This is a genomic window from Streptomyces sp. NPDC050625 (genome assembly GCF_040654755.1).
In the GTDB taxonomy this organism is placed as follows: Bacteria; Actinomycetota; Actinomycetes; order Streptomycetales; family Streptomycetaceae; genus Streptomyces.
This window is the reverse complement of record NZ_JBFAIQ010000004.1, coordinates 475,264-492,576: the sequence shown is the minus strand read 5'-3', so window position 1 is coordinate 492,576 and position 17,313 is coordinate 475,264. Positions and strand designations below refer to the sequence as shown.

The following is a 17,313-nucleotide window of genomic DNA, read 5'->3' as shown; positions in this document are numbered from 1 at the left end:
GGCTGGTACGGGGTCACTGCAGACCGGCGAGAATCCGGTCGAGGGCCCGCAGGGCGATCGACAGCTCGTCCTGGGTGATGGACAGGGCAGGGCGGAAGCGCACCGAACGCTCACCGCACGACAATGCGATCACCTGCTCCTCGGTTCGCAACCGGCGTACCACCTCGTCGCGGACGCCGGTGTCGGGCAGATCGATGGCGCTCATCAGTCCGCGTCCCCGCGCGTTGGACGCCACCGGTGCGTGCCGGACTTCCAGATCACGCAGTTCGGCCAGGAACCACGATCCCACGGCAGCGGCATGGGCCACCAGGTCGTCCCTTTCGATGATCTCCAGGATGCGGCGGGCCCGGACCATGTCGACCAGCCCGCCGCCCCAGGTGGAGTTGATCCGGCCGGAGACCTGGAAGACGTTGTCGGGCACCTCGTCGACGCGGCGGCCGGCCATGATGCCGCCGAGTTGGACCTTCTTGGCGAAGGCTACGATGTCCGGTTCGAGACCGAGCTGCTGGTAGGCCCAGGTGGTGCCGGTGATGCCCACTCCGGTCTGCACCTCGTCGAGCACGAACAGGGCGTCGTACTCGTGGCAGAGCGCCTGCATCGCCTGCAGGAACTCCGCGCGCATGTGGTTGTCGCCCCCCTCGCCCTGGATCGGCTCGGCGATGAAGCAGGCGATGTCGTGCGGGTTGTCCTCGAACGCTCGCCGCGCCTGTTCGAGGGCCCGTCGCTCGGCCGCCTCGACCTCGGCAAGGTGGCGATCGAGGGGGAACCGCACGGCGGGTACGTCGATGCGCGGCCAGTCGAACTTCGGGAAGCGGGCCGTCTTGTTGGGCTCGGTGTTGGTCAGCGAAAGGGTGTAGCCGCTGCGGCCGTGGAACGCCCGCCGCAGGTGGAGCACCTTGGTGCCGAGCTCGGGTGAGCGGCCCGCGGCCTCGTTGTGGCGGCTCTTCCAGTCGAACGCCGTCTTGAGCGCGTTCTCGACGGCGAGCGCGCCGCCCTCGACGAAGAACAGTCGAGGCAGGTCGGGATCGCCCAGCACGCGCACGAACGTCTCGACGAACTCGGCGTAGTGGGTGGTGTAGATGTCGGGGTTGGCGGGCTTGTTCGCCGCCACCTGCGCGAGCAGGGTCATGAACGCCGGGTCTTCCACGATGCCCGGCGCGTTGAGCCCCAGCGGAGCGGACGCGAAGAACGAGTAGAGGTCGAGGAACTTCTCACCGGTGCGCGCATCGACGATCCACGAGCCGTGGCTGGCAAGCGGGTCGAGCACAAGTTTGAAACCGTCGGTCAGCACATAGCGGCCGAGCCTGTCGTGCACCTCGTCCGGGTGGACCGTCGACGCAGCAGCAACCGTCATGGAGGCACCTACTCTCGATAGCCGTTCACCGAATATATTTCGCCGAATACGAGTAGCAGCGAAAGTATTTTAGGTATGACGCGGCAGCGGCCGCAAGGTTTCGTTCACGGGTAGATGCTCGAACAAAATGGACGAATCGTGGCATAGCGACGCCGGAATGAGGCCACCACAGTCCCACCGGACCACAGCAGCCACGGCATTCCCCATCGCCCTCGCCACCAACTGCACTCGGATGGCGGCCGCCACGGCTCACCGCTGGATCACCGGGGTCTTCCCGGTCAGCTCCGCGGGGTGCGCACGGCCATCAGCGCAGGATGAGACGCAGTGTGTCGGTGAGGACCCCGGTGGAAACGGCGGGGTCGGTGATCCGCTGGAGGCCGAGTCCGATGCCGAGGCTGAGCAGAGTCATCGCGGCCTGCTCGGCGGGCATGGCCAGGGAGGCGCCCAACTCCTGGGCCAGGGCGTCGAGCAGCTGGGCGAGCGCCTCGCGGATCGCGACGGCGCGCGCCGTGATCTCGTGCCGGAGTTCGTCGTCGTGGCGGGCCTGGGTGAGGAACTCGACTTCGAGCGTGGTCCAGGCCTCGTCACCGATATGTGCCTCGCCCCACGCGGTGAACGCCGCCAGGCGGTCTTCGATCCGGACGTCATGCATGACGGAGTCGGTGAGCAGGGTCAGCTGCTCGGCACGGATGTCATCGAGGACGGCCAAGCACAGGTGACCCTTGCTGCGGAAGTTGGAGTAGACGGCGCCCTTCGAATACCCGGCCGCCTCCGCCACTTCGCTGAGGGAAGTCGCGCCGTAGCCGTTGCGCAAGAACAGGTCCCGCGCGGTGGCGACGAGTCGCTCGCGCGTGCGCTCCTGGCTCTCGACGCGACTGAGGCGGGCCATGTTCCTGTTCCCTCTCCCGTCCTGCGCGGCTCGGCGGGCAGGCTCGGACGTTCTCGAAGTCCGGATCCTAACCCCGACACGGGCTGTCCACCCCACCCGGATACCGCTAGTATCCCGAATTCGGATACCACCGGTATCCCGATCTCGCCGGAATCCCGATGGCTCGATGTCCCGATTGGGCGGAGTACTCAGTGACCATGACTGGCACGCGAACGACCTCATCCCGCGCACTGGTACTGGGCTGTGGCGGAACCCTCGGCGCTGCCTGGACGATCGGCGCTCTGCATTCACTCGAACAGATCGTGCAGTGGGACGTGCGGGACGCCGATGTCCTGGTGGGCACCTCGGCCGGGGCTGAACTGGCGGCCATGCTCGGCAGCGGCATCAAAGCGGCAGAACTCCTGGCCGCACAACTCGCCCGCCCCGATGCCCGACCCGAACTCCGCCGCCACTTCGCGGCCCCTCCCCGAGGCCTACCACCCCGGCCCGCGCTCTTCCCCGGATCACCCCGGCTGACGCGCCGCACGCTGGGCGGCGACGCTCCCTCTCTCGCGGGCCTGTCCGGCTTGCTGCCGCAAGGACGTGGTTCAGCGGACTGGCTGGCAGCCCTGGCGGACTTCCTCGCCCCTGCCGGAGGCTGGGTCACCCATCCCGCGACCTGGCTGGTGGCGACCGACTTCGACATGGGGCGCCGCACCGTTTTCGGGCATCCGGACACCGCGCCGGTCGCCTTGCGTGACGCTCTGCGCGCGTCCTGGGCCGTCCCGGGATGGTTTCCCCCCGTACGCATCGGCGGCCGGCGCTACGCGGACGGCGGCATCGTCTCCACCGCCTCGGCCGACCTCCTGGTGTCCCGCGGCCTCGACGAGGTGTACGTCGTGGCGCCGATGAGTTCGTCCTTGCCCGCACCACGTACAGGCCTCGGCCGCGCGGAGGCGCTGCTCCGCCGCGTGATGACCCGCACGCTGACCGCCGAATGCGCCGCGCTGCAGGCAGCGGGCACACGGGTGATCCGGATCGAGCCCACCGCCACCGACCTGAAGGTGATGGGAGGCAACTTCATGAACGGCCGACGCCGCCTGGCGGTCCTGGAGACAGCCCTGCGCACGACGCGAGCCACCGTGCGCGAACGCCTGCGATCGGCCGGCTCGCCCGCTCCGCACATCCCCGCCGGCCACGGCCTCGACGCTCGGACAGGAGCCTGACATGCCCCAGCCCAACGCTCCCGCGGCGACCGTCACCGGCGCGACCCGCGACGTGGAGGTCCTCATCATCGGCACCGGTCTGTCCGGCATCGGAGCCGCCGTCAGACTGCGCCAGGCCGGCATCCACGACCTCGTCCTCATGGAGAAGGCGGACGACCTCGGCGGCACCTGGCGGGACAACACCTACCCAGGCTGCGCCTGCGACGTCCCCTCCGCCCTCTACTCGTACTCGTTCGCACCCAACCCGGAGTGGACGCGAGCCTTCGCGGGCCAGCCGGAGATACGCGCCTATCTCCGTGACACCGCGGCCAGGTACGGCATCACCCCGCTCATCCACTTCGGCACGGAGGCCATACGTGCCCAATGGCACCCCCACCAGGCCCGCTGGCATGTCGAGACCAACCGGGACCGCTACACGGCCCGCTTCCTGATCGCGGCGGCAGGCCCTTGGCACGAACCCCTGCTCCCCGACATCCCCGGCCTGGCCGACTTCCCCGGCGAGGTCTTCCACTCCTCGCGCTGGCGCCACGATCACGACCTGACGGGCACACGTGTCGCCGTGGTCGGCAGCGGCGCGTCAGCCGTCCAGTTCGTCCCCGCCATCCAGCCACACGTCGGGCGACTTCACCTGTTCCAGCGCACCGCCCAATGGGTGCTGCCCAAGCCCGACCACTACGTGCCCCGTGCCGAGCGCTGGCTGATGCGACGCCTTCCGGCAGCCCAACGCGCCCTGCGGAACGCGGAATACGCGGCGCTGGAAACCCTGGGAGTCGGTTTCCGACACCCGTCCCTTCTGCGCGCGGTGCAGAAGGTGGGCACGCTCCACCTCAAAGCGACGGTCAAGGACCCGCTGTTGCGCCAGGCCCTGACACCCGACTACACCCTGGGCTGCAAGCGGCTGCTGCTGTCGAACAGGTACTATCCCGCGCTGACCCGGCCCAATGTCACCGTCCACGCCACGGCGGTCGCGGCCGTCCGCGGCAGCCGCGTCATCGGCGCGGACGGCAGCGGTGCGGACGTCGACACCATCATCCTGGGAACCGGCTTCCACATCCTCGACATGCCCATCGCCCACCGGGTGTTCGATGCCGACGGCGCCAGCCTCGACGACCACTGGAAGGGCAGCCCGGACGCCTATCTGGGCACCACGGTCAGTGGCTTCCCCAACGCGTTCGTCCTGCTCGGGCCACACCTCGGTACCGGGCACTCCTCCGCCTACACGATCCTGGAGGCACAACTGGACTACGTCACAGCCGCGGTGCGTCAATTCCGCGCGTCAGGCTGGACGAGCATGAACGTACGCCCCGAGGTCCAGGCCGCCTTCAGCGCCGAGATCCAGCAGGCACTGCCGCGTACCGTCTACAACGCGGGCGGATGCTCCAGCTACTACCTCGACGACAACGGCCGCAACAGCTTCAGCTGGCCCTGGTCGACCGGTCGGATGCGGCGGCGCCTGGCCGAGTTCGACCCCGAGGCGTACGACATCACTTCGAGCACACCGCTGCGTGTCACCGTGTAGAGGCGGCCCTCTGTGAGACAAACGGGGGAGGCTCGCGACAGGACCAGGAGCGACGCCGCCGTCCGAAGATCAAGACGCATACGCTCATGCACATGGTTGAGCATCGAATGGTCGACGTGAATGGCATTCGGCTTCACATCGCCGAGCAGGGCAACGGTCCCCTGGTGGTGCTCCTGCACGGCTTTCCCGAGTCATGGCACTCCTGGCACCACCAGTTCGGGCCCCTGGCCGACGCGGGCTTCCGAGTCGTCGCCCCGGACCAGCGCGGATACGGACACAGCGACCATCCCGACGACGTCGACGCGTACACCATCCTCCACCTGGTCGGCGATGTCGTCGGGCTGATCCAGGCCCTGGGTGAGGAGAAGGCGTACGTCGTCGGACACGACTGGGGCGCGCCCGTCGCGTGGCACACCGCGCTGCTGCGACCGGACATGGTGCTCGGGGTGGCCGGGCTGAGCGTGCCGCCCCCCTTCCGGGGGACAGAGCCTCCCCTGGCCGCCATGGACCACCGATTCGGCGGGCGCTTCTACTGGAACTACTTCAACCGCCCCGGCGTCGCCGATGCCGAGTTCGCCAAGGACACGCGCACCGCTTTGCGGAAGTTCTTCTACTGGGCTTCCGGTGACGCTCCCGACGCCGGCGAGGGCAAGCAGCCACTGGTCGACCCCGAGCGCGGCTGGCTCGCGACCATGCCGGACCCCGAGGTCCTGCCGGAGTGGTTCACCGAGGATGATCTCGACGCACTCACCGAGAGTTTCTCCAAGGGCTTCACCGGGGCGCTCAACTGGTACCGCAACCTCGACCGCAACTGGGAACTGACCGCTCCCTGGCACGGCGCCGTCGTCACGCGGCCCAGTCTGTACATCTACGGCGACCGCGACGCCGTCCCGGCCTTCCCCGGCACACCCGATCTCATCGACAGACTCCCCGACCTGATGCCGAACCTGTCGCGCAAGCCCCTCAGACTCGGCAGCTGCGGACACTGGACTCAGCAGGAACGCCCGAACGAGGTGAACGCGGCCCTCATCGATTTCCTCAGATCCGGCTCCTGAGCCATGTGCGAGTGCGCTACGCGCCGTCCGTCGGCCCCGTGGAGGGTTCGGATTCGATGGGTGGCAGCCAGGCACACGCCAGGGAGCCGCCGATCAGGCCGGAGATCAGTCCGAGGAACAGGCCACCGAAGTTCGCGACGGGAAAGGAGATGAGCGCGAGCAGCAGGGTGGCGATCCCCGCGAACACGCGAACGTCGGGGTGATACCAGAGGGTGAACCCCAAGACCATGAGGAGGACGCCGATGACCAGGGACCCGGCACCGGATGTGGTCGACAGAGCCAGCGGAATGCCGCTCAAGTCCAGGTTCGCGTACGGCCAGTAGAGGATCGGCAGGCCGGCCAGGAACGTGAACAGCCCGGCCCAGAAGGGCCGTACACCACGCCAGGTCCTGAATCTGCACCGGGCGTCTGCCACGACAACGCGCAGATCACGCTGTCTGCCGAAGAAGTTGGTGATCACGTGTCCTGTCCTGATGAGCGGAAATCAGAAGCATTCGTGGAGGCCTGGCTTGATCCGAGTGAACAGACCGGGAATGCTGAACGTGCCGGCCGATACCGCGACCGTGGTCCAGCGCACGTTGATCAGCGTCGACGACTCGGCCTGCTGGCCGACGCCGTCGGGGTCGAAGAATCGCGAGTGCCTGTCCCCGGGATTGATCGGCCCCTTGGTGATCTCCCCCTGTGCGATTCCGATGTCGAGGTCCCTGAATTTCACCTCGTCGGCCGTTTGACTTGTCGCGTCGAGAAACAGATTCGATGCCTCGGCCGGCCGTTCATTGCCGCCGGTCACTTTCAGTGTGTACGGGCCGAGCACCGGGATTTCGACCACAACGGACTGGCACAGGCCGGTGATCGACGCGCGCCGGGCTCCGGTGACCACGACGGGAACGAGTTTGCCCTTCCGGGTCACGTCGACCATGCCATAGATGCTGACTCCACGGGCGGTCATGGTGTCCGCAGCGACCTGGAATTTCTGGCCGGAGATGAGGAACGACGCGGCGAGTGCTCCCTGAGCCATGGCGACGGCAAGAGTTGCGCCAGCTGCGACGCTGGGGACCAGAATTGCCGCGAAGCGTCTCCAACGAGTTCTGCCTGCGCTGTGCGACATCCCGTCTCCTTCAGTCGTCAAATCGGCCCGCTCATCTCAGGCACGGCGGACGATGACCCGTTGTCGGTGACGGATCCTAGGCTTCCCGGCATGGCAACTGTCCGCATGGCGGGTCCGGCGTTCGAGTGATGCAAATTTTATTGGGCCTTTTGAGCGACGCGTCTCATTGAGCTTTTCGAGTGGCAATTGAATTGCACAGCGGGGACGGTCACGCGCTCGGGCGCCGCTGGACTCCGACCGTCGCATCCGCCGACGGGCAGGCGGTCGCACAGTCCAGGCACAGTGGGACCGCCCGTCCGGCGGCGCCCGCTTGGCACAGTGGCGGTGTGTTCGTGCCGTGGCGCGGGCGCCGCGAGGCGGCTCGCCCGGGCTCATCCACGAGATCCCAAAAAAAGTTCGGCCGGCGATGTCGAGAACCTGTGGTCGGCTCCGTCCCCGTGGTGAACGCGACCACAATGGGTCGCACCAGTACCGAGGAGAATCACCATGGCCAAGTACTTGCTGCTGAAGCACTACCGCGGCGCCCCGGCTCCGGTCAACGACGTGCCCATGGACCAGTGGAAGCCGGAGGAGATCTCGGCGCACATGCAGTACATGCACGACTTCGCGGCCCGGCTCGAGAAGACCGGCGAGTTCGTCGACGGCCAGGCGCTGGCCCCTGAGGGGACCTGGGTCCGGTACGACGGCGAGGGGCGCCCGCCGGTCACCGACGGACCGTTCGCCGAGACCAAGGACCTCATCGCCGGCTGGATGGTGATCGACGTCGACAGCTACGAGCGCGCCGTCGAGCTGGCCGGGGAGCTGTCGGCCGCTCCGGGCGCGGGCGGGAAGCCGATCCACGAGTGGCTTGAGGTGCGCCCGTTCCTCGCCGCGGCCCCCACCATCACGGAGTGACCTCTCGCATGAACGAAGCACTGCTCCGGAGCCTCACGCCGAGCGTGCTCACGATCCTCGTCCGCCGCGGAGCCGACTTCGCGGCGGCCGAGGACGCCGTGCAGGACGCGCTGGTCGAGGCCGTCCGTAGCTGGCCGGCCGACCAGCCGCGGGACCCGAAGGGCTGGCTGATCACCGTGGCCTGGCGCAAGTTCCTCGACGCGACCCGGGCGGACACCGCCCGCCGTCGGCGTGAGGACCTCGTCGACGAGGAACCCGCGCCCGGGCCCGCGCCCGCGGTGGACGACACGCTCCAGCTGTACTTCCTGTGCGCCCACCCGTCACTCACGCCCGCGTCCGCGGTCGCGCTCACCCTGCGCGCCGTCGGCGGGCTCACCACCCGCCAGATCGCCCAGGCCTACCTGGTGCCCGAGGCGACCATGGCGCAGCGCATCAGCCGGGCCAAGCGCACCGTCTCCGGCGTGCGGTTCGACCGGCCCGGCGACGTCGCCACCGTGCTGCGTGTCCTCTACCTGGTCTTCAACGAGGGCTACTCCGGCGACGTCGACCTCGCCGCCGAGGCCATCCGGCTCACCCGGCAGCTCGCGGCCGCGATCGACCACCCCGAGGTGGCGGGGCTGCTCGCCCTCATGCTGCTCCACCACGCCCGGCGCGCCGCCCGGACCGCGCCCGACGGCAGCCTGGTACCGCTGGCCGAGCAGGACCGCGGCCGGTGGGACACCGAGTCGATCGCCGAGGGCGTGGAGATCCTGCAGGCGGCCCTGGCCCGCGACCGGCTGGGCGAGTTCCAGGCCCAGGCCGCCATCGCGGCACTCCACGCCGACGCGCCCACGGCCGAGGAGACCGACTGGGTGCAGATCGTCGAGTGGTACGACGAGCTCACGCGCCTGACCCACAGCCCGGTCGTCCGGCTCAACCGCGCGGTCGCCGTCGGCGAGGCCGACGGACCGCGCGCCGGGCTGGCGGCACTCGCGGCGCTGGACGACTCGCTGCCCCGCCACAGCGCGGTGGCGGCGTACCTCCACGAGCGCGACGGCGACCTGAGGACGGCGGCACGGCTGTACGCCGAGGCGGCCCGGAAGGCACCCAACCTCGCCGAGCGCGACCACCTGACGCGCCAGGCGGCCCGGCTCAACTCCCGTCGCTCCCCCTGACGGGTCGCGTGCTGCCACGAGTGGCGCCGCCCTGCGCGGCACGGGCGTGAAAACGCCTTTTCAGATGTGCCCTCTTCCGTTTTGGCTCTTCGGTAGTGCCTTTCGACCAAAGGGGTTGCCATGAGCAGGTACGACTACGTCATCGTCGGCGCCGGATCCGCGGGCTGCGTTCTGGCGGCACGCCTGTCGGAAGACCTCGCTGTCCGGGTCGCCCTGATCGAGGCGGGCGGCCCCGACACCGCGCAGGAGATCCATGTCCCGGCCGCCTTCCCCCAGTTGTTCAAGTCCGACCTCGACTGGGACCTCGACACCGACCCGGAGCCGGGGATCGGCGGGCGGCGGAGCTATCTGCCCCGGGGCAGGATGTTCGGCGGCTCCAGTTCGATGAACGCGATGGTCTACATCCGGGGCAATCGCGCCGATTACGACGGCTGGGCCGCGGCCGGGGCCGAGGGCTGGGGTTACGCTGATGTGCTGCCGTACTTCCGGCGCTCCGAGGACAACGAGCGTGGCGAGGACCGATTCCATGGCGTGGGCGGGCCGTTGACGGTCAGCGACGGCAGGTCCGAGCACCCGCTCGCCTCGGCCTTCGTCCAGGCTGCCCAGCAGGCGGGACACAAGGCGACCGACGACTTCAACGGCGAGACGCAGTTCGGTGTCGGGCGCTACCAGCTGACGCAGCGCGACGGCATGCGCTGCAGCACCGCCGTCGCCTATCTGCACCCCGCTCTCGAACGACCGAACCTCACCGTGCTGTCCGCGGCCCGCGCACACCGCGTGGTGATCGAGAGCGGCCGGGCGACGGGTGTGGAGGTGGAGCGGGGCGGCACCATCGAGTTGGTCCGCGCCGAGCGCGAGGTGATCCTGTCCGCGGGCGCCTACGAGTCCCCGAAGCTGCTGATGCTGTCCGGGATCGGGCCCGCCGCAGCCCTGTCCGCCTTCGGCATCGACGTCATCCGCGATCTGCCGGTCGGCCAGGGCCTGCAGGACCACTACATGACGCTGCTGAACTTCCGCACCGACACCGAGTCGCTGATCAGCGCGGCGAGCCCGGAGAACGCCGCCCTGTTGCAGAGCGAGGGGCGCGGCCCGCTGACCTCCAACATCGGCGAGGCCGGCGGCTTCTTCCGCAGCCGGTACGGCATGGGCGCCCCGGACATCCAGTTCCACGCCGCCCCCGTACTCTTCCACCAGGAGGGGCTCGGCCCCGTCACCGAGCACGGCTTCGCCTTCGGCCCGTGTGTGCTGGCCCCGACCAGCCGCGGCGCGGTGACCCTGCGCTCCCCGCGCCCGGACGCCGCGCCCCGGATCGTGCACAACTACCTGATGACGTCCGAGGACCGGGACTGCATCGTCGCCGGGATCCGGATCGCCCTGGAGATCGCGGCGCAGCAGGCGGTGGCCGATCTCGTCACCGGGCCGTACGGCGACGTACCGGCATCGGACTCCGACGCGGACCTCCTCGCCTGGGCGCAGCGATCCGGACAGACGCTGTACCACCCGACGTCGACGTGTGCCATCGGCGCGGTCGTCGATCCCGAGCTGCGCGTGTTCGATGTGCCGGGTCTTCGGGTCGTCGACGCCTCGGTGTTCCCGACGGTTCCGCGCGGGAACACCAACGCGCCCACCATCATGGCCGCGGAGAAGGCGGCCGACCTCATCGAGGGAGCCCCGCGATGAGGCCTTCTTCGGGACGGGCACGGAAGACGCCGCCCATGAGCGGGGTCGAGGTGCCGGCTAGTTCTTGCTGTTGTCCACGATGACCGGGGTGCCGTTCGAGTCCGTACCGCACGGCACCGCGTACACCGGGTTGGCCTTGGCGGCTTCCCGGTAGGCCTCCAGGCACTGGTTGTACAGCACCTTGTCGCTCAGTGACTTCTCGATGATCCTGTTGGCGCGGGCGATGCCCTCCGCCTCGATCCGCTTGCGCTCCGCCTCCGCCTTGGCCGTGCGTGACGCCTCGACAGCCCGCTCGGTGGCCTGTTCCTGCTGGATCTTCTTGTCGATCTGTTCCTGCAGCTTGTCCGACGGCTTCACATTGCGCAGGTTGACGGCCGTGACGTCGATCCCGCGCGGCGCCAGGCGCTCCTTGATGAGGCGTTCGATCTCCGAGCTGATCTGTTCGCGGGCGGAGGCGTAGCCCTCCTCGCTGGTGTGCTTCGCGAAGACGTTGCGGATGATCTCGCGGCTGTCCGGCAGCACCAGGCGCGCCTGGATCGACTCCTCACTGCCCGCCAGCCGGTACAGCGCGACCGCCTTCCCTTGCACCACAGCCCACTTGATGGTGACGTCCGCGTACAGCACGCCTCCTTGCGAGGAGCGGACCTCGACCACGTCCTTGTCGTAGAGGTCGAGGTCCACCGGGCGGGTGGAGTAGGACGTCACGTCGGTGAAGGGCGACTTGAAGTGGATCCCGGAGGACAGTGGCGTACCGACCTTGCCGAAGGTCACCGGCACGCCGACCTCATAGGCGCTCACGACATAGACGCAGGCGAAGACGCCGGCCAGTACGCCCGCCACGGCACTGAGCACCGCACCGAGCTTCCAGTTCCCGGCGTCGCGTGTGCGGCCGACGAGAAAGAGCACGACCGCCGCTATGAGCAGCAGGATGGACAGCACGAACACAGGTGGTCCCCCTCCGGAAGCGGATCCGCGCCGCCTTGGGCGCGACCGGCAGCGCATCGTAGCGAGCCCCCGTCCCTGCGCCGTACGCAACCCCTGTGACAGACCCAAGTGCCGGGCGGCGCAGACACGTTGCCGCCCACCCGCGCCTGTGAAGTGGTGGGCGAGGGCGGGCGGTGATGTGGGCGCCGGGCCGACGGTCGGTCAGGAGCCTCCGCTTCCGCCGGACGCACGGTGGCTGCGGCCGGTCCCGCCGACGGATTCGTGGGTGCTGCCGCCCTGGGAGGAGGCATGCTGGGTCAGCACCTTCATGATCTCCGAGGACAGCGCGTCCGCCAGGGCGGGTGCGAGAGATTCCGCCAGGGCGGTCGCGAGCGTCTGCGCGAACAGCACCCTTTCCAGTTCCGAGGAACGGGAGGGCGGCTGGGACAGGGATGCCACGGCCGCTTCCATCAGGGCTCCCGCCAGCGGGTCCTTCCCATGCCTGACACCGATGCCGGTATGCGGGATTCCGGCCTCGCGCACAATTTCCTCGAAGACCTCGTCGATGAAGGCCTCCACGGGGTCCCGTTCCGATTCTGCGCCGGACTCAGCTGCCATTGTGGTTCCTCAAGTCTTCCATTTCCGTACGGGCCCTGCCCTCCGCTGCTGACGACTGCAACAACCGGAGGGCAGGGATGTCACCATTTCTCATCAGCCACGCATGAGCGCGGCGAGCAGGAGAGGGTGCTGGATCAGGGATTCGCCGCGCTCCTCACGGCCACGCATCAGCGCGGCGAGGAGAAGCGGGTGCTCGATGATCGAACCCTCACCACGCTCCTCACGACGACGCATCAGCGCGGCAAGCAGGAGGGGGTGCTGGATGAGTGATTCACTGCGCTCCTCACGGCGGCGCATGAGTGCGGCGAGGAGAAGCGGGTGCTCGATGATCGATTCCTCACCACGCTCCTCACGACGACGCATCAGCGCAGCGAGCAGGAGGGGATGCTGAATCAGGGATTCGCCGCGCTGCTCGCGGCCGCGCATCAGCGCAGCGAGGAGAAGCGGGTGCTCGATGATCGGCTCCTCACCGCGCTCCTCACCACGGGCCAGCATCGCTGCCAGCAGGAGCGGACCCAAGCCGGTTTCCTCGCCGAACTCTTCCTGGCCTGCCCCTGCCTTTTCCCGGGTGGGAGTCTCCGTCGTTGCCGTCATGTTTTCCTCTTTCTTTGACGCATGATTCAGCGGAGCGCTCGGCTGTCAATGGCCTTGCGCTCCGCCCTTCATCGCCATCGTCGAGGCGAACGACGCTCATCGCATTTCGATCATGCTCCATGTGCCGACGCGCATTCCGAAGACTTGCGCTAGGTCTGCTCGATGTGCAGATGGATCGGACCGCGAAGAACGGGGCTGCGCCGGTACGGCGGCGGGTCGGCGACCAGGCTGGGCCCGTCGAGGCGGCGTGCCAGTTCGCTCAGTGCGATCTGGGCTTCCAGCCGGGCCATGGGGCCACCGAAGCACAGATGGATACCGCTGCCGAATCCGAGGTGCTGGTTGTCACGTCGATCGGGGTCGAAGTGGTCGGGATCGTGGAAGCGGTTGGGATCGCGGCTGCCCGAGGCCAGCATGAGCATGATCTGTGAGCCCTTGGGGATGACGGTGTCGGCGAGGGTGATGTCGCTGTAGGCCGCGCGCCAGGGAATGATGTGCACCGGGGGCTCGTAGCGCAGCAGTTCCTCGACCAGTGGGACGACCAGATCCGGTTCGTCGCGCAGGCGCTGGAGCACCTCGGGGTGGCGCAGGAGCGTCAGCATGCCGTTGGTGATGAGGTTGACGGTGGTCTCGTGGCCGGCGATCAGCAGCAGGTTCGCGGTGCTGATGATTTCCTCGTCGGTCATCCGCCCGTCCGGCCCGTCATCGTTGGCCAGCCGGGTCAACAGGTCGTCACCCGGTCGGCCGTGGCGTTGCTCCAGCAGCCCGCCGAGGTATTGGCGCAGGGCTTTGCGGGCCTGCACGCCGTTGTCCAGTTTTTCCTTCGGGTCGGTCCTGGGGTCGTAGTCGATCGAGTTGATGATGTCGTTGACCCACAGGCGGAACGTCGGTTCGTCCTCGCGTGGCACGCCGAGCAGGTGGCAGATCACCGTGACGGGGAACGGGTAGGCGAAGTCGTCGACGATGTCGATCTGTTCCTTGCCCGCGAAGTCGTCGATCAGACCGCCGACGATGGCGGTCAGGTCGGGTTCCAGGCCGGTCACCAGCCCCGGGGTGTGCGGGGGGCCGAAGTGGCGCATCGCCATGCGCCGCAGGCGGTCGTGCTCGGGCGGGTCGAGGTTGATGAACGCCGGCGTGGTGCCTCCCTCGGCCGAGGGCATCGGACGTGACAGATTGCGGACGTCGGAACTCAGGTGCGGGTCGTGCAGCAGCTCCGTGATCTCGCGATAGGTGCTGACGACATAGCTGCCGTCCTCCTGCGGTGCCACCGGCGTCTCGCGCAGCTCGGCGTACAGCGGGTACGGGTCGGCCCGGGAGGAGTAGTCGAGGATCCGGTGCAGCGTGTCGGGCATCTCGGTCGTGGTCATCTCGCCTTCCCTCCTAACGGTGCTGCTGCGCTGCCGTGACGCGCCGCTCACCCGGATCGTGACCGGTGACGACGACGGTGGCGCCCTGGGCGAGCAGGACGGGGCCGGGGAAGTCGACGGGCACCGGTTTCATGTCGACGGGCTGGTCGGGCGTGGGGCAGGGCGGTGGGAAGGGCGCGGCCGTCTCGATCAACTGCCGGTAGTGGTCGAGCCACTTCGCGTTGTTGAAGCTGACCGCCGCGGTGACACGGCCCCGATAGCCGTATGCGGCGACGAAGCGGTGGTCGGAGACGGAGCCCTGGGTGACGACCACCTCGTCGGCGAAGGTCGGCACGCCGACGGACTTGATGTTGACGCCGAACTGGATCGACCAGAACGTCGGGATGGACAGGTGGGGCCAGCGGTCCGCCTGGCCGCTGACCATGTTGTGCGCGGCGACTTCGGCCTGTTCCACGGCGTTGGCCCAGTGTTCGAGCGAGATGAGCCGGTACTCGTAGATCGGATTCGGGCAGCGTGCCACGTCTCCGGCGACAAAGATGTCGTCGGTGATCAGGCCGTTGAGGTCGAGGGCGCGGCACCCCGTGTCGCAGGCGATCCCCCAGACGCCGGCCGCCAGTCCCGAGCCGCGCAGCCACTCGGTGTTGCGGATGCCTCCGAGTGCCACGACCACCACATCGGCGTCGATCGTGCTGCCGTCGTCGAAGTGAGCGCGGCGAACGTGCCCCTGCGCGTCGCCCTCCAGTCGGGTGACCTTGACACCGCAGCGCAGGTCGACGCCGTGAGCGCGCTGCATGTCCGACGCGATCTCGCCGATCATGGCCCCGAGCGCGCCGACGAGCGGGGCCGGCGCGAGTTCCGCGACGGTCACCGGGATGTCCCGCTCACGGCAGATCGAGGCGATCTCGGAGCCGGTGAATCCCGCGCCGATGACCAGTACGCGGGAGGGCCCGGCGGCAAGGGCTCGCTGCAGGCCCTCGGCGTGCTCGCGCGTACGCACGACGAACACGCCGTCCAGGGCCGCCTCGCTCTCGACGAACCAGGGCCTGGCCCGTACCCCGGTGGAGATCAACACCCGGTCGAAGGGAATCTCGCGTCCGTCGGCGAGACGCACGTGGTTGGTCGCCAGGTCCAGCCCGCTGGCGGGCACGCCCAGCAGCCACTCCGCGTTGACGTCACGACGACGCGGCAGCGCGGTGCCTTCGGCCGGCACCCACCCGGTCAGTACCTGCTTGGACAAGGGGGGCCGGTCATAGGGCTCGGCCAGCTCGTCACCGATCATGGTCAGCGATCCGGTGAAACCCTCGTCACGCAGAGCCTCCGCGGCCCGCAGTCCCGCCAGTGACGCCCCGACGACCACGATGCGGCCGTCACGCTTGAACGCTCGCAGTGTGTCGGCGCTGGTCATGACGTCGACGCCTCCACCGGTACGTCCTGCCCCTCCAGTTGGTCGACCAGAATCGCCTGGACCGGGCAGGCAGCCGCGGCGCGCAGGACCTGCTCGCGCCGGGTGTCATCGGGGTTCGGGTCGTACATCAGGGCTTCCTCGCCGTGCATCCGGAACGCGTCCGGAGCGAGGAACGCGCACTGCGCGTACCCTTCGCATCGGGAAAGATCAACGACAACTCTCATCCCGACCTCCACAGGGACTGCAAGCTGCGGACCCGGAAGCCGGTGCCACTCGGGCGCACAAGCGCGAGACGGGCTGCGAGAGATGGGGTTCGGCCGTTGCCCACGCCTGGGAAGTTCGAGGGGGCGCACCGCGCTCGTCGGGTCTCCACGGAAGGAACCGATCGTCGCGAATGAGGCGACCGGCGTCTGTATAACCGCTCAGAGATCATGACCTTGCCGTCAAAAGCCTATCCCGCGGGCACATCACCCGCACCCCGGGAAGGAAGAGGGGATGTCCTGCCGCTTCGGTGCCGGAGCCACCTGGCCGCCGTGACCATCATTCACTCGCACGCCGCGCGCCCCTGCGGCGAGAACCGTGCGCTGTCGTTGATTCTTTGGAGACCGCTGAGTGCAGTTCTTGGATGTGCCGGAGGCACGCATGGGTGAGGTTCTGGGTGATGTGCTGGGCTTGGCGGCCGGTGTCGCCGTCAGTCCTCTTCCGATCATCGCCATCATCATCGTGCTGGCGACGCCTCGGGGACGCGTGAACGGACTGGTGTTCGCCCTCGGCTGGCTGGTGGGTCTGTCGGCGTTGGGCGCGGTGATGCTGGCCATCGGCAGCCATGGGAATTCCACCTCCCACGGGCAGCCGGCCGACTGGGTCGGGGCTCTCAAGCTCGCGCTGGGAGTGGCGCTCGTTCTTTTCGCCGCGAGGATGTGGCGTCATCGCCCTACCGATGTCACGCAGGCGCAGTTGCCCAAATGGATGTCCGCGCTCGACCGCTTCACACCGGTGAAGGTCTTCCTCCTCGCCCTCCTTCTGTCGGCCGGGAACCTGAAGAACGCCCCGCTGACCATTGCCGCGGCAGCGTCCATCAGCGCATCGGGGCTGCCGGTCGCGGAGCAGATCGTCACGCTGGCGATCTTCATCGTCATCGCCTCCCTCGGGCTGCTGATCCCGCTCGGGGTCTTCCTGGTCATGGGTGAGCGGGCGAAGAGCATGCTGGGCAACTGGAAAGAATGGGCGGCGCGGCACAACACAGCTGTCATGGCGGTTCTGTTCTTCGTGTTCGGACTGAAGCTCCTCGGGGACGGAATCGGGGTTCTGCGCGCCTGACTGGTCGGTGTCCGTCGGACCTGGATGGACCGACGTCGCTCGGACGCTCCCCGTCGACCACTCCGAACGGGTGACATGCGATCGACGGACGATCGGATTACTCCGAATTGATGATGGACCGCTGGCCTCACCCCGCAGGGGCCCGAGGCGGGGCGGGCGCGGCACGCCAGATCTCAAGTGCCGCTGGAATTCCTTCGGTTACCCGTGTCCGGGCAACCCCATGCCCGGCG

At 68.5% G+C, this 17,313-nt stretch carries 17 protein-coding genes; 7 read left to right on the top strand and 10 right to left on the bottom strand.

Annotated features, from left to right (window positions below):
• Positions 1-13 precede the first annotated feature (13 nt).
• Both lat and AB0I54_RS12680 read right to left on the bottom strand, forming a co-directional pair.
• Entirely contained in the window at positions 14-1,354 is a 1,341-nt protein-coding gene (lat, locus tag AB0I54_RS12685) for an L-lysine 6-transaminase (protein ID WP_363295949.1), read from the bottom strand.
• A 304-nt stretch (positions 1,355-1,658) separates the two neighbouring features.
• A complete protein-coding gene (locus AB0I54_RS12680; protein ID WP_363295948.1) occupies positions 1,659-2,243 on the bottom strand; it encodes a helix-turn-helix domain-containing protein in 585 nt (194 codons plus the stop codon).
• A gap of 197 nt (positions 2,244-2,440) precedes the next feature.
• Here AB0I54_RS12680 and AB0I54_RS12675 point away from each other — a divergent pair, with 197 nt between their 5' ends.
• The 3 genes from AB0I54_RS12675 (at position 2,441) to AB0I54_RS12665 (ending at position 6,022) form a co-directional block, all read left to right on the top strand.
• Positions 2,441-3,448 carry a patatin-like phospholipase family protein gene (locus AB0I54_RS12675; protein WP_363295947.1) on the top strand — a complete coding sequence of 336 codons (1,008 nt, stop codon included), beginning with the start codon at positions 2,441-2,443 and terminating at the stop codon, positions 3,446-3,448.
• Position 3,449: 1 nt separating this feature from the next.
• The gene (locus AB0I54_RS12670) at positions 3,450-4,967 is read left to right on the top strand and encodes an NAD(P)/FAD-dependent oxidoreductase (RefSeq protein ID WP_363295946.1); all 1,518 of its coding nucleotides are present in this window, start codon (positions 3,450-3,452) and stop codon (positions 4,965-4,967) included.
• A 92-nt stretch (positions 4,968-5,059) separates the two neighbouring features.
• Positions 5,060-6,022: an alpha/beta hydrolase gene (locus AB0I54_RS12665; protein ID WP_363295945.1), complete on the top strand. Its 963-nt coding sequence runs from the start codon at positions 5,060-5,062 to the stop codon at positions 6,020-6,022.
• Positions 6,023-6,038: 16 nt separating this feature from the next.
• Here AB0I54_RS12665 and AB0I54_RS12660 read toward each other — a convergent pair whose 3' ends face one another.
• Complete coding sequence (locus AB0I54_RS12660) at positions 6,039-6,482, bottom strand: DUF6114 domain-containing protein (protein WP_363295944.1); 444 nt, start codon at positions 6,480-6,482, stop codon at positions 6,039-6,041.
• Positions 6,483-6,506: 24 nt separating this feature from the next.
• Positions 6,507-7,130: a DUF6230 family protein gene (locus AB0I54_RS12655; protein WP_363295943.1), complete on the bottom strand. Its 624-nt coding sequence runs from the start codon at positions 7,128-7,130 to the stop codon at positions 6,507-6,509.
• Positions 7,131-7,616: 486 nt separating this feature from the next.
• Here AB0I54_RS12655 and AB0I54_RS12650 point away from each other — a divergent pair, with 486 nt between their 5' ends.
• From AB0I54_RS12650 to AB0I54_RS12640, 3 genes are all read left to right on the top strand, one after another.
• A complete protein-coding gene (locus AB0I54_RS12650) occupies positions 7,617-8,024 on the top strand; it encodes a YciI family protein (protein ID WP_363295942.1) in 408 nt (135 codons plus the stop codon).
• Positions 8,025-8,032: 8 nt separating this feature from the next.
• A complete protein-coding gene (locus AB0I54_RS12645; RefSeq protein WP_363295941.1) occupies positions 8,033-9,178 on the top strand; it encodes a DUF6596 domain-containing protein in 1,146 nt (381 codons plus the stop codon).
• 120 nt (positions 9,179-9,298) lie between these two features.
• Entirely contained in the window at positions 9,299-10,858 is a 1,560-nt protein-coding gene (locus AB0I54_RS12640) for a GMC family oxidoreductase N-terminal domain-containing protein (protein ID WP_363295940.1), read from the top strand.
• A gap of 57 nt (positions 10,859-10,915) precedes the next feature.
• Here AB0I54_RS12640 and AB0I54_RS12635 read toward each other — a convergent pair whose 3' ends face one another.
• The 6 genes from AB0I54_RS12635 to AB0I54_RS12610 form a co-directional block, all read right to left on the bottom strand.
• Positions 10,916-11,803, bottom strand: a complete 888-nt coding sequence (locus AB0I54_RS12635; protein ID WP_363295939.1) for a prohibitin family protein — start codon at positions 11,801-11,803, stop codon at positions 10,916-10,918.
• 201 nt (positions 11,804-12,004) lie between these two features.
• Positions 12,005-12,400, bottom strand: coding sequence for a hypothetical protein (locus tag AB0I54_RS12630; RefSeq protein ID WP_363295938.1), 396 nt, complete (start codon positions 12,398-12,400; stop codon positions 12,005-12,007).
• 93 nt (positions 12,401-12,493) lie between these two features.
• Complete coding sequence (locus tag AB0I54_RS12625; protein WP_363295937.1) at positions 12,494-12,994, bottom strand: hypothetical protein; 501 nt, start codon at positions 12,992-12,994, stop codon at positions 12,494-12,496.
• 149 nt (positions 12,995-13,143) lie between these two features.
• Positions 13,144-14,358, bottom strand: coding sequence for a cytochrome P450 (locus AB0I54_RS12620; protein WP_363295936.1), 1,215 nt, complete (start codon positions 14,356-14,358; stop codon positions 13,144-13,146).
• Positions 14,359-14,371: 13 nt separating this feature from the next.
• Positions 14,372-15,763 (bottom strand): FAD/NAD(P)-binding oxidoreductase, encoded by a 1,392-nt coding sequence (locus tag AB0I54_RS12615; RefSeq protein WP_363295935.1) that lies wholly within the window; start codon positions 15,761-15,763, stop codon positions 14,372-14,374.
• The gene (locus AB0I54_RS12610) at positions 15,760-15,987 is read right to left on the bottom strand and encodes a ferredoxin (RefSeq protein WP_363295934.1); all 228 of its coding nucleotides are present in this window, start codon (positions 15,985-15,987) and stop codon (positions 15,760-15,762) included. The genes AB0I54_RS12615 and AB0I54_RS12610 overlap by 4 nt, the downstream gene beginning before the upstream one ends.
• Positions 15,988-16,405: 418 nt before the next feature.
• Here AB0I54_RS12610 and AB0I54_RS12605 point away from each other — a divergent pair, with 418 nt between their 5' ends.
• The gene (locus tag AB0I54_RS12605; RefSeq protein WP_363295933.1) at positions 16,406-17,083 is read left to right on the top strand and encodes a GAP family protein; all 678 of its coding nucleotides are present in this window, start codon (positions 16,406-16,408) and stop codon (positions 17,081-17,083) included.
• Positions 17,084-17,313 lie beyond the last annotated feature (230 nt).

What these genes read in the sequence shown, in the direction of transcription:
- lat (WP_363295949.1), bottom strand. Translation starts at nt 1,354, where the DNA reads ATGACGGTTGCTGCTGCGTCGACGGTCCACCCGGACGAGGTGCACGAC.
- AB0I54_RS12680 (WP_363295948.1), bottom strand. Translation starts at nt 2,243, where the DNA reads ATGGCCCGCCTCAGTCGCGTCGAGAGCCAGGAGCGCACGCGCGAGCGA.
- AB0I54_RS12675 (WP_363295947.1), top strand. Translation starts at nt 2,441, where the DNA reads ATGACTGGCACGCGAACGACCTCATCCCGCGCACTGGTACTGGGCTGT.
- AB0I54_RS12670 (WP_363295946.1), top strand. Translation starts at nt 3,450, where the DNA reads ATGCCCCAGCCCAACGCTCCCGCGGCGACCGTCACCGGCGCGACCCGC.
- AB0I54_RS12665 (WP_363295945.1), top strand. Translation starts at nt 5,060, where the DNA reads ATGGTTGAGCATCGAATGGTCGACGTGAATGGCATTCGGCTTCACATC.
- AB0I54_RS12655 (WP_363295943.1), bottom strand. Translation starts at nt 7,130, where the DNA reads ATGTCGCACAGCGCAGGCAGAACTCGTTGGAGACGCTTCGCGGCAATT.
- AB0I54_RS12650 (WP_363295942.1), top strand. Translation starts at nt 7,617, where the DNA reads ATGGCCAAGTACTTGCTGCTGAAGCACTACCGCGGCGCCCCGGCTCCG.
- AB0I54_RS12645 (WP_363295941.1), top strand. Translation starts at nt 8,033, where the DNA reads ATGAACGAAGCACTGCTCCGGAGCCTCACGCCGAGCGTGCTCACGATC.
- AB0I54_RS12640 (WP_363295940.1), top strand. Translation starts at nt 9,299, where the DNA reads ATGAGCAGGTACGACTACGTCATCGTCGGCGCCGGATCCGCGGGCTGC.
- AB0I54_RS12630 (WP_363295938.1), bottom strand. Translation starts at nt 12,400, where the DNA reads ATGGCAGCTGAGTCCGGCGCAGAATCGGAACGGGACCCCGTGGAGGCC.
- AB0I54_RS12625 (WP_363295937.1), bottom strand. Translation starts at nt 12,994, where the DNA reads ATGACGGCAACGACGGAGACTCCCACCCGGGAAAAGGCAGGGGCAGGC.
- AB0I54_RS12620 (WP_363295936.1), bottom strand. Translation starts at nt 14,358, where the DNA reads ATGACCACGACCGAGATGCCCGACACGCTGCACCGGATCCTCGACTAC.
- AB0I54_RS12615 (WP_363295935.1), bottom strand. Translation starts at nt 15,763, where the DNA reads ATGACCAGCGCCGACACACTGCGAGCGTTCAAGCGTGACGGCCGCATC.
- AB0I54_RS12610 (WP_363295934.1), bottom strand. Translation starts at nt 15,987, where the DNA reads ATGAGAGTTGTCGTTGATCTTTCCCGATGCGAAGGGTACGCGCAGTGC.
- AB0I54_RS12605 (WP_363295933.1), top strand. Translation starts at nt 16,406, where the DNA reads ATGGGTGAGGTTCTGGGTGATGTGCTGGGCTTGGCGGCCGGTGTCGCC.